The organism is Niveispirillum sp. FG148 (assembly GCF_057809655.1).
The window spans coordinates 56592-69669 of sequence record NZ_JBMDKJ010000024.1 but is presented as its reverse complement, the minus strand read 5'-3'; the positions used below and the strand labels follow the sequence as shown (position 1 = coordinate 69669).

At 64.5% G+C, this 13078-nt stretch carries 9 protein-coding genes; 2 read left to right on the top strand and 7 right to left on the bottom strand.

Annotated features, from left to right (window positions below; genetic code table 11):
• The first annotated feature begins 117 nt into the window (after positions 1 to 117).
• Entirely contained in the window at positions 118 to 5178 is a 5061-nt protein-coding gene (locus ACODTW_RS21160) for a beta strand repeat-containing protein (RefSeq protein WP_488948067.1), read from the top strand.
• 21 nt (positions 5179 to 5199) lie between these two features.
• On the opposite strand, the gene ACODTW_RS21155 is transcribed toward ACODTW_RS21160, so the two are convergent.
• The 7 genes from ACODTW_RS21155 to ACODTW_RS21125 all read right to left on the bottom strand — a co-directional run bounded on the left by ACODTW_RS21155 (position 5200) and on the right by ACODTW_RS21125 (position 11709).
• Entirely contained in the window at positions 5200 to 6006 is an 807-nt protein-coding gene (locus ACODTW_RS21155; protein ID WP_488948066.1) for an enoyl-CoA hydratase family protein, read from the bottom strand.
• Positions 6007 to 6029: 23 nt separating this feature from the next.
• Positions 6030 to 6437 carry a RidA family protein gene (locus ACODTW_RS21150; RefSeq protein ID WP_488948065.1) on the bottom strand — a complete coding sequence of 136 codons (408 nt, stop codon included), beginning with the start codon at positions 6435 to 6437 and terminating at the stop codon, positions 6030 to 6032.
• 3 nt (positions 6438 to 6440) lie between these two features.
• Positions 6441 to 7607, bottom strand: a complete 1167-nt coding sequence (locus tag ACODTW_RS21145; RefSeq protein WP_488948064.1) for an acyl-CoA dehydrogenase family protein — start codon at positions 7605 to 7607, stop codon at positions 6441 to 6443.
• Positions 7604 to 8110, bottom strand: coding sequence for a MarR family winged helix-turn-helix transcriptional regulator (locus ACODTW_RS21140; protein WP_488948063.1), 507 nt, complete (start codon positions 8108 to 8110; stop codon positions 7604 to 7606). Before ACODTW_RS21140 ends, ACODTW_RS21145 begins: the two co-directional genes overlap by 4 nt.
• Entirely contained in the window at positions 8110 to 8877 is a 768-nt protein-coding gene (locus tag ACODTW_RS21135; protein ID WP_488948062.1) for an SDR family NAD(P)-dependent oxidoreductase, read from the bottom strand. The genes ACODTW_RS21140 and ACODTW_RS21135 overlap by 1 nt, the downstream gene beginning before the upstream one ends.
• On the bottom strand, positions 8874 to 11147 hold the full coding sequence (locus ACODTW_RS21130; protein WP_488948061.1) for a bifunctional salicylyl-CoA 5-hydroxylase/oxidoreductase: 2274 nt from the start codon (positions 11145 to 11147) through the stop codon (positions 8874 to 8876). Before ACODTW_RS21130 ends, ACODTW_RS21135 begins: the two co-directional genes overlap by 4 nt.
• 112 nt (positions 11148 to 11259) lie before the next feature.
• On the bottom strand, positions 11260 to 11709 hold the full coding sequence (locus ACODTW_RS21125) for an Lrp/AsnC family transcriptional regulator (protein ID WP_488948060.1): 450 nt from the start codon (positions 11707 to 11709) through the stop codon (positions 11260 to 11262).
• Between the two features lie 125 nt (positions 11710 to 11834).
• Here ACODTW_RS21125 and kynU point away from each other — a divergent pair, with 125 nt between their 5' ends.
• Positions 11835 to 13073: a kynureninase gene (gene kynU, locus ACODTW_RS21120; RefSeq protein WP_488948059.1), complete on the top strand. Its 1239-nt coding sequence runs from the start codon at positions 11835 to 11837 to the stop codon at positions 13071 to 13073.
• Positions 13074 to 13078 lie beyond the last annotated feature (5 nt).

Below are 13078 nucleotides of genomic sequence, written 5' to 3'. Positions count from 1 at the left end.
CCACAGCGCGTCTGCGGCCGACCGGCAGAGCCTGCCCACCCGCACGCAAAATCATTGGCACGGCGTTTGCTTACTGATTTCCAGGTTGGACATTGGCTTGGCTGAAAGAAACGCAAGATGACGACGATCACCTCGGTTGCCGATCTTACCCCGAAGAAGATGGCCTCCTTGACGGCAAGCCAGATCAGCTCCTTCTCGCTGGATGACATCGCGGAACTGACCAAGGCACAGATCGCCGCCGTTTCCGTCAAGCAGATGAGCGGTTTTACCGCCACGCAGATCGGCGCCATGTCGGCCAGCCAGATAGGCTTCACGGCCGCACAGCTGGCAGCCATGAACGATACCCAGTTCAACGCACTGGAGGCGGAAGATTTCGCCGCCATGTCGGTCAGCCAGATCCGCGGCATGACCGCGCGCGAAATTGCCCTGTTGAGCTCGGAAAAAATTGCCGCCCTGTCGACCAACCAGGTCGCCGCCCTGACCGCCCCGCAGATCCGCGCCTTCACCACCACGCAGATCGCCAGTTTCAGTACCGACCAGATCGGCGCCATGACTGCGGGCCAGATCTCGGCCATGACCTCCAGCCAACTCAATGCGCTCAGCAGCGATCAGGTCGCGGCCCTGACATCGACGCAGCTGAAGGGCCTGACCGCGACGCAGATCGCCCAGATGGGCACCAACTTTCCCAGCCAGTTGGACGCCAGCCAGCTGGGCGCCCTGAGCGTCACCCAGGTTCGGGCCCTGACGGTATCGCAGCTGAATGCCCTGACGCCCGTGCAATGGGGTGGCTTCACCAGCACCCAGATCGGCGCGCTGACGTCCAACCAGCTCCGCGGCGTCACGCCTTCGCTGATCGGTGGACTGGTCAACACCCAGATGAAGGGTCTGACGGCCACGCAGATGGCAGCACTGACCACTCAGCAGCTTGGACAATTCTCCGACGAACAGATCGAGGGCCTGGGGCCGGCGCAGATCAGGGGCCTGACGCAGACGCAGATCTCCGGGCTGAGCGACGCCCAGATCGTGTCCTTCACCTCCACGCAGATGGCCAATTTCTCTGTGGCCCAGATCAAGTGGTTCAGCAGCTCGCAATTGGCCACCTTCACGCCGGAACAGGTTGGCGGCATGAACGCGGCCCAGTTCGCGTCCATGAGCACGGACCAGTTCCAGGGGCTCAATGCCGACCAGATTGGCGCCATGACGCCGGCACAGTTCGCCACCCTGTCGGCGGCCAAGATTGCGACCCTGACGGACGGGAAGCTGAACGTCCTGGGCACGACCCAGCTTGCCGCGCTGACCCCGACGCAGATGCGCGGGTTCACGGCCGCGCAGCTGTCGGGCCTGAGCGATGACCAGTTCGCCAGCCTGGGCAAGTCACAGGTTGCCGCCCTGTCCACCACGCAGATCAAGTCGCTGTCCGAAGGACGGGTCTCTGCCATATCCGCCGATCAGTTGGCGATTTTCACCGGCGCGCAGATCGGCGCGATGACGGAAGACCAGTTGTCGGGCCTGGCGACGACCCAGGTTGCAGCCCTGACGGCCGAACAGCTTCGCGCCCTGAACACCACGCAGATCAACACGCTGGACGACAGCCAGATCGGTGCCCTGACGACCAAGCAGGTTGCGGCCCTGTCGCCCGCGCAGGTTCGTGGCCTGTCCACCGATCGCGTGCCGGCCTTGTCCACGACCCAGATCAATGCCTTGACCCCGTCACAGGTCGCCTCGGTCACCACCACCCAGATCGCGGCGATGACCACCGATCAGCTGGGCGGCCTGTCAACGACGCAGCTGCGTAACCTGACCTCTGCGCAGATCGGTGCCATTACCACCGAGCAGATTTCGTCCCTGCCGGGGGACTTTTTTGCCGGGTTGTCGGCAACACAGGTCAAGGGCATCACCGCCGATCAGATTTCAAGCCTGGGCCAGACACAGCTTCAGGTGTTCAGCCAAACGCAGATATCCAGCCTGACCAGCGCAGCCGTGTCCGGATTCAGCAAGGTACAGTTCGCCTGGCTGTCCAGTGAACAGCTGTCTGGCCTGTCCACGGCCCAGATGGCGGCGCTGACCGACGGCCAGATTTCGGCGCTGTCGAACGACAGTCTGGCGTCCCTCAGCAATGATCAGGTGAAAAGCCTGTCCGTCACCTCCATCGCGACCCTGACGCCGGAACAGATCGGGTCGTTGTCGGCAAGCCAGGTCGGCGCTATGACGGCCAGCCAGATCAACGGCATGTCCGGCGCCCAGGTGGCGGCCCTGTCGGCTGAACAGGTGGCGGCCCTGTCGACCAGCAGCATAGCCGCCCTGACCACGACCCAGATCGCTTCCCTGTCCGGCACCCAGATGGCCAGCCTGTCGACGACGCAGATCAAGGGCCTGACGGCAACGCAGATTTCCGCGCTTCAGGGCGAGGAAGTGATGGCCATGACGTCGGACCAGATCGCAGGGCTGTCGGTGACGCAGGTCAAGGGATTGTCGACCGATCAGATCTCCCTGCTGTCTGACCAGCAGCTTGCCAGCCTGACCAGCGCCCAGTTGGCCGGGCTGTCCACCACGCAGCTGAACGCCCTCAGCGGCGAGCAGCTGGGCCAGCTTAGCCAGGAACAGCTGGCCGGTCTGTCAGCGGCACAATTCGCCGGCCTGTCGGCGGAGAAGGTGACCCGGCTGTCGGCGGAGCAGGTGGCCAGCATGAGCGCGGCCCAGATTAAGGGCCTGACGGTATCCCAGATCAACAGTTTCAGCGACGCGCAGACGGCGGCATTGACGGGGACACAGCTGGCCGCGCTGTCGACCACCCAGATCGCCGGCCTCAGCAGTGATTTCCTGTCCAGCCTGTCCGCCGACCAGTTCGGTGGCCTGACGGCCTCACAGTTCGGGGCCATGACGGCCACGCAGCTGAACGCGCTGAGCGATGAGCGCTTTTCGGAAATCTCGGCCGGCCAGCTGGCCGGCCTGACCGGCGCGCAGGTCGGAGCCTTGAGCCAGAGCCGCGTCGCCGCCTTGGGTACCGAGCAGTTTGCCAGCTTGTCCGTCGCCCAGATCAAAGGGCTGACGGCGGATCAGGTGTCGGTGCTGGGAACGGAGAAGATCAATGCCCTGAGCCTGGCCCAGTTTGCCGAACTGTCACCCTCGGCGATCGGCGGGATGACGGCCAGCCAAGTGCTTGGGCTGAACGCCGAACTGCTCAGCAGCATGACGGCGCCGCAATTGTCGGGCCTGTCTGCAAACCAGTTTGCGCTGTTCTCTGCCGAACAGATGTCAGCATTCACCACGACGCAGATCGCAGGCTTTACCGCCGCCCAGATCGCCGGCCTGAGCGCGGGGCAATTGGCCGGGTTCAGCGCGCAGCAGATTGCGGTGCTGCCGACAGCGGCAATTTCCGGCCTGTCCGAAGGGCAGATCAGCGCGATGGCACCCGAACAGCTGGCCAGCCTGACGTCCGGTCAGCTGGCGGGCCTGACCACGACCCAGATCGGTGCGTTGACGGCTGATCAGGTTGCCAGCCTGACCGCCAACCAGATCAAGGCGCTGAGCGCCAGCCAGCTCGGCGCCATTGATGCCGCAGCCATCCCCTATCTCAACGAAGATCAGTTGAACGCCATCACCACCACCCAGATCGCCGGCCTGTCGGCCGACCAGCTGGGGGTGATGAGCGGTGAACAACTGGCCGTCCTGTCCACATCGCAGCTGGCCGCGCTCTCCTCCTCGGCGGCAGCGGGCTTCCGCACGGCGCAGCTTGGCAGCCTGACGGACAGCCAGTTCCAGGCCCTGACCGCCAACCAGATGAAGAATATCCCGTCCTCGCAACTGTCCGGGCTGGACTCGTCGCGGCTGGCGATCATGACCACGGGCCAGATTGCCAGCCTGTCGGCCACCCAGATCAATGCCATCGGTGTCGGTGCGGTCGGCCTTTTCTCAACAACCCAGATCGCCGCCATTCCGGCCAACGTCATCAGCGGTGTGTCCGCCGGCATTCTGAATGGCCTCAGCAGCAGCCAGGCCAACGCCCTGACCAGCGCACAGATCGCGGCGCTGTCCGCGGACCAGTTGGGTGCCCTGTCGGCCGACACCTTCCAGATCATCGCATCGAAAAGCCTGTCGACCCTGACCTCCACACAGATCGCCTCTCTGTCGGAAGCGCAAATCCAGTCGTTGAGCACGACGGAAATGGCGGCGCTGACATCCACGCAGTTGGGTGCGCTCAAGGCCTCCCAGGCGGCGTCCTTGTCGACCGAAAGCCTGGCTGCCATTGCCGTCGATCAGATCAAGGGCCTGTCCGCCAGTTTTGTCGGCGCGTTGACGTCACAGCAGATCGCAAGCCTCACCACCTCGCAGGTGAATGCCCTGACCAGCACGCAGTTCGTGGCCCTGACCACGACGCAGATCGGCGCGCTTCAGACGACACAGATGGAAGCACTTACCACCACCCACCTCAACGAGTTGACCTCCACCCAGCAGGCTGCCCTCAGCACGGAGCAGATTGACGCCCTCTCAACGACCCAGTTGAACGGGCTCAGCACGGCTTTCATGAGCCGGATCACGTCCGACCAGTTGTCGGGCATGACAACGCCGCAGCTGCAGTCCTTGACCGCGGCCAGCCTGGGTGCCATCCCCGCCGCTGTCCTGGCGGCCCTGGGCACCGGCCAGATTGCGTCGCTGTCGGCCGATCAGGTCGGCAGCCTGACGGCCACGCAGCTGCAGACGCTGACCAACACGCAGATCCAGGCCTTCACGACCACGGCCGTCACCGGTCTGAGCCAGACGCAGCTATCCTCGCTGCTGCGGGTGCAGTTGCGGGCGCTGACCGGTGATCAGATGGCAGCCCTGACCCCGACCCAGATCAGCGGCATGTCGGCCACGCAGTTTGCCAACTTCACCGGCACGCAGTTGCAGTCGCTGACCACTTCACAGTTCGCGCTATTGACCGGGTCGCAGATCGGCGCCCTGACGGCGTCGCAGTTCAGCAACCTGACCACGTCGCAGATCGGCCAGATGAACGCCCTGCAGGTGGCCGGGCTGACGACCAACCAGATCGCCGCGATGACAACGACGCAGATCGGCGCGCTGACGACCTATCAGATCGAATCCATGACCGGGACGCAGGTGAGCGCGTTCACGACTGCCCAGACCGACGTGATGACGGCCGAACAGCTGGCGGCCATCCAGACCTCGCTCGCCTAAAGGCGAGCGGGACAGGGTGGGTCAGCGGCCGACGAAGCTGGGCTTGGCCTTGGCGGCAAACGCCTCGAAGGCGCGGCGGAAATCTTCCGTCTGCATGCAGATCGCCTGGGCCTGGGCCTCCGCCTCGATCGCCATGTCGACCGACATCGACCATTCCTGGTTCAACATGGTCTTGGTCATCATATGGGCGAAGCGCGGGCCGGCCATCAGCTGTCGGGCATAGTCCGCCGCCCGCTCCAGCAGGTTTTCCGCCGGCACCAGTTCGTTCCAGAAACCCCAGTCGCGGCCCTCGCTGGCCGTCATGGTCCGGCCGGAGAACAATAGTTCCGCCGCACGGCCCTGGCCGATAATCCGGGGCAGGATGGCGCAGGCCCCCATGTCGCAACCCGCCAGGCCCACGCGGGTAAACAGGAAGGCGCATTTGGCGGCCGGCGTGGCGAAGCGCAAGTCTGCCGCCATGGCGATGATAGCGCCGGCGCCGACGCAGATGCCATCGACGGCGACGATGACCGGCTGCGGACAGGCGCGGATGGCCTTGACCAGATCACCGGTCATGCGGGTGAAGGACAGCAGGTCCCGCATATCCATCTTCGTCAATGGCTCGATGATCTCGAACACATCGCCGCCGGAGCAGAAATTGCCGCCAGCACCGCTGATCACCACAGCATGAACATCGTCGGGGCGGTAGACCAGCGCCCGGAAGAAGTCCCGCAGTTCGGCATAGCTGTCGAAGGTCAGCGGATTCTTCCGATCAGGCCGGTTCAGGGTGACAAAGGCCAGATGGTCCTTGATCTCCAGCTTGAAATGCGTGGCGGCGAACTCCTGCATGATCCGTCCCCTTCTATCGGCCATTACGGCACGACGGCCGTTGCCTCGATCTCCACCAGAGCCTGGTGTTCCACCAGACCCGCCACCTGTACCAGGGTCATGGCCGGAAAATTGCGGCCCATCACGGCGCGATAGACGGGCCCCAGGTCCTTCAGGCTGGCGCGATAGGCGTCGATATCGACAACATACCAGTTCAACCGCACGATATGTTCGGGGCCGCCGCCGGCCTCCCGCACCACGGCCAGCACGTTGGACAGCGCCTGGCGCACCTGTCCCAGAAAATCGACCGTCTCGAAAACGCATTCGGCGTTCCAGCCGATCTGCCCGCCAGTTACCACCAAGGCCCCCCGGGCCTTGATCCCGTTGGCATAGCCCTTGGGCTTTGCCCAACCGGGCGGCTGCAAGATGGTGAAATCATCACTGTCGGTCATGGATCAGCCTTCCTCACGCAGGTCGGCCAGCAGCTGCCGGGCGACAATCAGTTTCTGGACCTCGGTCGCCCCCTCATAGATGCGCAAGGCCCTGATCTCCCGATAAAGTTCTTCAACCTTCATGCCTGACTTCACGCCCAGCCCACCGAACATCTGCACGGCCTTGTCGATCACCCGCTGTGCGCCTTCGGTCGCCTGCCATTTGGCAAGAGCGGCTTCCTTGGTGATGCGGTCCCGGCCCGACAGGTCCGGGCGGTCCTTGGCCCACGCCGCGCGGTAGATCAGCAGGGCGCCCGCTTCGATATCCAGCACCATCTCCGCCAGATGGGCCTGGGTCAGTTGCTGGTCGGCCAGGGTGGCGCCGAACATGCGCCGGCCCCGGGCATGGCGCGCCGCCTCTGCCAGCGCGCGCCGGGCGAAGCCCAGCGCCGCCGCACCGACGCTGGGGCGAAAGACGTCCAGTGTCGCCATCGCGATCTTGAAACCCTCTCCCTCCCGGCCCAGCCTGGCCCCCTCCGGAACGAAGCAATCGGTGAAGTTCAGGGTGGCCAGCGGGTGGGGAGCGATGGTGTCGATCCGCTCCGCGATGGAAAATCCTTCGGATTCCGACGGAACAATGAAGGCGGTGATGCCCTTGGTGCCCGCTCCGGTGCGGGCGAAGACGACATATTGGCCGGCGATGCCGCCATTGCTGATCCAGGTCTTCGCGCCGTTCAGCCGATAGCCGCCGGCAACAGGTGTGGCGGCACAAGACATGGCGGCCACGTCGGACCCGGCATCCGCCTCCGACAGGGCGAAGGCCGCCAGGCTCCGGCCGGACCGAACGGCGGGCAGGAACGCTTCCTTCTGTTCAGGCGTGCCGAACAGGGTGATGGCCCCGGTTCCCAGCCCTTGCATGGCGAAGGCGAAATCAGCCAGTCCTGCGTGCCTGCCCAGCGTCTCCCGCACCAGACACAGGCTGCGCACATCGAACTGGCCATCTGGCGGAACCGCCAAATCCAGCCAGCCGTCGCGCCCAAGGGCGGCAACCAATGCAAGGCAGGAGCCGTCAATGTCGTGATGATCAATCAAATCCGGCAGGTGGATCGTTGCCCAGGTGTCGAGGCGTCGCACCAGATCGGCATGGGCCGCATCAAAAAAGGGCAGGCGCAGGAAATCGGCATCGGTCATGGCGTCGATCCGTCCGTCTGGCTGATCATGTTGCGGCGGACAGAGGCCTTGGCCTTGCCCAGCAGGTCCATCAGGGTCGCCACATCCACATCCGACAGATCGGCGAAGGCGGCTTCGATCCATTGTTCATGCCGGGCGGCCATGGCTTCGAACGCCGATTTCCCGGCGGGTGTCAGCGTCACATACTGCGTCCGCTTGTCCCCAGGACGACGGGTCCGTTCGACCAGCCCGTCTTCCGCCAGCCGTTCGGCCAGTCCGGTGCTGTTCCCGTTGGATACCATCAGCCGGCGGGACAGCTCCCCCATGGTCAGGGGACCATCGGCCTTGTGCAGCGCTGCCAGGAAGTCGAAACGGGGCAGGGTGGTGTCAAAGGCCAGCCGCAGGCCACTGCGCACCTCTGCCTCCACCAATCCGGTCAGGGTCAGAAGCCGAAGCCACAGACGCAGGTCACGATGGGTCGTCCCGGGAGAGGCAGTTTCAGGATCGACATGCGCCATATCCATTACATCACCTCCCCACCCGACAGGCCGATGGACTGGCCGGTGACGCTGCCTGCCAGCGGCCCGCACAGCCACATGACGGCCGCGGCCACTTCTTCGGGCTGCACGGGCCGTCCCTGCGGATTGCCGGCCAGGACCTGTGACAGGGCCTCGTCGCGCGACAGCCCGGTCTTGGCCTGGATTGCGTCCAGGGAGGATTGCAGCAGGTCCGTGTCGGTATAGCCGGGACAGACGGCATTGACGGTGACGCCGCTGCGCGCCAGTTCCACCGCCAGCGACCGGGTCAGCCCGATCAGCGCATGCTTGGCCGTGCAATAGGGCACGACATAGGCATAGCCCTTCTGCCCCGCCGTGCTGGCGATATTGACGATGCGGCCGGACCCGCGCGCCACCATGCCGGGCAGCACAGCCTGGATGGCGTGGAAAGCGCCCATCAGGTTCAGGTCCAGCGACCGGCGCAGGTCATCCGCCGTCACGCGCTTGAACGGCTTGCCCTCCGTCCCGCCGGCATTATTGACCAATATGTCGATGGGGCCCAACCCGCCCAGCGCCGCCGTCAGCGCCGGTCCGTCGGTGACATCGGCCGTGACAAAGCGGGCGGCGGAACCGATCCCGGCCGCCGCCGCCGCCAGGCGCCCTTCATCGCGGCCGATCAACGTGACGCCAGCCCCCGCCGCCGCCAATACACGGGCGACAGCCAGGCCGATACCGCGTCCACCGCCCGTCACCACGGCCTGTTGTCCATCCAGCACGGCACCATCCCCCGTCATATCGCGATCGCCATGTCCGCTGCCTTCTGCCGGCCACGCAGATACTGGGCGCGGCCGGACAGGTAGGGGCGGGGCCAGGGCTGGGCGTCAAAACCCAGCTCGGCCGCCGCATGCAGGGTGAAATAGGGATCGGACAGATGCGGCCGGGCCAGCGCCACCAGATCGGCCCGGCCCGCCGCGATGATGGAATTCACATGGTCATGGTCCTGCACATTGCCCACGGCCATGGTGGCCACCGGCACCTCGTTGCGGATGCGATCGCTGAAAGGGGTCTGGAACATGCGGCCATAGACGGGACGGCACAGCAGCGATGTCTGACCGGCGGACACATCCACCAGATCCACGCCCGCCGCCTGGAACGCCGCCGCAACCGCCACCGCATCGGCGGGCGTCAGCCCGTCGGCGTGCCAGTCACTGGCGGAAATGCGCACGGACATGGGCCGTTCGGCTGGCCAGACGGCACGCATGGCGGTGAATACCTCCAGCGGAAAGCGCAACCGGTTCTCCAGGCTGCCACCATATTCATCGTCCCGCCGGTTGGTCAGCGGGGAGATGAAGGCCGACAGCAGATAGCCATGGGCCGCGTGCAGTTCCAGCATGTCGAAGCCCGCCGCCGCGGCCCGGCATGTGGCCGCCACGAAATCATCCCGTACCCGGTCCATATCCGCCCGGTCCATGGGCCGGGGCACGGCATTTTCGGCGGACCAGGGCAGGGGGCTGGGGGCCAGCAGCGGCCAGTTACCCTCATCCAGCGGCTGATCCATGCCTTCCCAACCCAGTTTGGTGGACCCTTTCGGCCCGGCATGGCCCAGTTGCAGGCAGATTTTCGCGTCCGACTGCTGATGCACAAAATCGACAATCCGCTTCCATGCCGCCTGGTGTTCGTCCGTATACATGCCGGTACAGCCCGGCGTGATGCGGGCATCGGCGGAAACGCAGGTCATTTCCGTAAAGACCAGCCCCGCCCCGCCCATGGCCCTGCTGCCGTAATGGACCAGATGAAAATCGCCGGGCAGCCCATCCTGGGCGCTGTACATGGCCATCGGGCTGACGACGACGCGGTTGACCAGATCCATGCTACGCAGGCGCAACGGCGTGAACATGGGCGGCACCGGCTGATCGGCCCCGGCATACCAACGCTCATACCCTTCCAGCCAGGTGCGGTCCCGCAGCCGCAGGTTCTCATGTCCGATGCGCTGGCTGCGCGTCAGCAGGCTGTAGGTGAACTGCTCCGGCGGCAGATGGGTGTAGCGAGCCACATTTTCGAACCATTCGGTGCTGTTGCGCGCCGCCGACTGGATCTTCAGCACCTCCACCCGCCGTTCCGCTTCATAGGCGGCCAAGGCTGCCGGCAGGTCGTGCGGGCTGGCATTGATGCGGGCAGCCAGCGCAATCGCATCCTCCAACGCCAGCTTGGTGCCCGATCCGATGGAGAAATGTGCCGTATGGGCCGCATCACCCATCAGCACCAGATTACCCATCACCCAGGTCTCGCAGGTGATGCGGGGGAAATTCAGCCAGTCCGACCCGCGCAGATGCCGGCTGTTGGCCAGCAGCGGGTTGCCATCGAGATAGCGGCCGAACAGCTTTTCACCGAAGGCGATGGTGGTAGCGGTGTCCACACCTTCCAGCCCGGCCGCGCGCCAGTTCTCCTCCGTCGTTTCGATGATGAAGGTGGCGGTGTCGTCATCGAAGCGGTAGGCATGGGCCTGGAACCAGCCCCACTCCGTCTCCTCGAAGATGAAGGTGAAGGCGTCAAACTTCTTCTTCGTGCCCAGCCAGACGAACTTGTTGCGACGGCGGTCGATGGACGGTTTGAAATGGTCGGCATAGCGGGTGCGGATGCGGGAATTGATGCCGTCGGCCGCAATGACCAGATCGCAATCGGCAAAGCGGTCCAGATCCGGCTTCACCTCCGCCTCGAACACCAGCTGAACGCCAAGCGCCTCCGCCCGGCATTGCAGAATGTTCAGCAGACGCTTGCGTTCGATCCCGCAAAAGCCATGGCCGGAACTGGTGATGACCCGACCCTTGAAATGCACATCAATATCATCCCAATGGGCGAAGCTGTCGATGATGGCCTGCTGGCTTTCCGCATCGCCGCCTTTCAGGTTCCGCAGCGTCTCTTCAGAAAAGACGACACCCCAGCCGAACGTGTCATAAGGGCGGTTGCGTTCATAGACCGTGATGTCGTTGGCGGGGTCCGCCTTCTTCATCAGGATCGCGAAATAGAGGCCGGCCGGACCGCCGCCGATACAGGCAATCTTCATCGAAGCACGCCTTTCCGCCCTGCGCGACCTTGACGGCCAACGCGACCACAGTAGATATTTCAAATATAAAATATTGGCAGGCTGGCCTGTTGTCAATGGCGGATACCGTTCCTCATACTGCGTCCATCAAGGGACGTTGTTCCATCACGGTCTTCAGGCAGATGCGGGTGGAGAAGGAACGGACACCGGGCAAGCGCCCCAGCGCCGTGCGCAGCAGCTCGTCCAGCGCCGCGACGTCGCGGGCCACCACACGCAGCATGTAGTCGAACTCACCTGCCGTCGTATGACAGTCCAGTACAGCCGGAACGCTGGCCACAGCACGTTCGAAATCATCATGCCGTCCCAGGTCTATCGTCACGGAAACAAAGGCCAGAATCGAAAGTCCCAGCTTTTCCCGGTCCAGTTGGGCGCGGTAGTCGCGGACCATCCCGGCCTTTTCCAGCGCCTGCAATCTGTTCCAGCAGGCGGTCTTCGACATGCCCACCGCCTCCGCGATTTCGGCGAAGGAGGCACGGCCGTTTCGTTCGACATGGGCAAGCAGGCGCTGATCGGTGCGGTCCATTTTATCGTTCCTAGTTTCGGACAATATAAAGAATAATGTTCCTACTTCCGCCGATTGAACAAGAGACTTCTCAACAATGTTCGCCCCGTCCCCTGATATCATCGCCCGGTCAGGAGGAAGTGACCATGAGCATCAGCCGCGCCATGCTGGAGACCCTGGACCGGGACGACAAGCTGGCCCCCTTCCGCGATGAATTCGACCTGCCATCCGGGGTGATCTATCTGGACGGCAACTCCCTGGGGGCACTGCCCAAGGCCACCAGAGGGCGCCTTGCCCATGCCGTGGAGCAGGAATGGGGACAGGGCCTGATCCGGTCCTGGAACGACGCCGGCTGGATTGACCTGCCGCAGCAGCTGGGAGCGCAGATATCCGGTCTGATCGGTGCCCATGGCGACGAAGTGGTGGTGGCCGACAGCACGTCGGTCAATATCTTCAAACTGGCCGCCGCCGCGGTGCGCATGCGCCCCGGACGTCGGGTGATCCTGTCCGAACCGGGAAACTTCCCCACCGACCTTTATATGGTGCAGGGCCTGTCGGCCCTGCTGGGTGGTGCCGTGGAACTGCGGGTCGTGGAGCGGGAGCGGATCGCCGACGCCCTGGGGCCGGACGTGGCCCTGCTGATGTTGACCCAGGTGCATTATAAGACGGGTGCCATGCATGACATGGCGGCGCTGACCGCTCGCGCCCATGCGGCCGGCGCCCTGGCCCTATGGGACCTGTCGCACAGTGCCGGCGCCCTGGACGTCGATCTGAACGGGGCCGGGGCCGATTTCGCCGTCGGCTGCGGATACAAATACCTGAACGGCGGACCCGGGGCGCCCGCCTTCCTGTTCGTCGCGCGACGGCATCAGGATCAGGCCGTGCAGCCGCTGTCCGGCTGGATGGGCCACGCCGCCCCCTTTGATTTCGTGGATGCCTATCAGCCGGCCGTCGGCATCCGCCGGCATCTGTGCGGTACCCCGTCCATCCTGGGGATGACCGCGCTGGCGGAAGGGTTGTCGATCCTGACGCGGGCGGACATGCAGGAAATCCGGGCGAAGTCGCAGAAGATGGGCGACATCTTCATCACGCTGGTGGAACAGATGTGCGGGGATGCCGGCTTTGACCTGGTCAGCCCGCGTGATGCCCGCCAGCGCGGCAGCCATGTCAGCCTTTCCCACCCCGATGGCTACGCCATCATGCAGGCACTGATCGCCCGCGGCGTGATCGGCGACTTCCGGGCGCCCGACGCGCTGCGCTTCGGCTTCACACCGCTTTATGTCGGTTATGCCGACCTGTGGGACGCCGTTTCCCACCTGGCCGATATCATGAACACGGAAGAGTACCGCCAGGAGCGGTTTCAGACACGCGCGGCGGTGACGTGATGGGA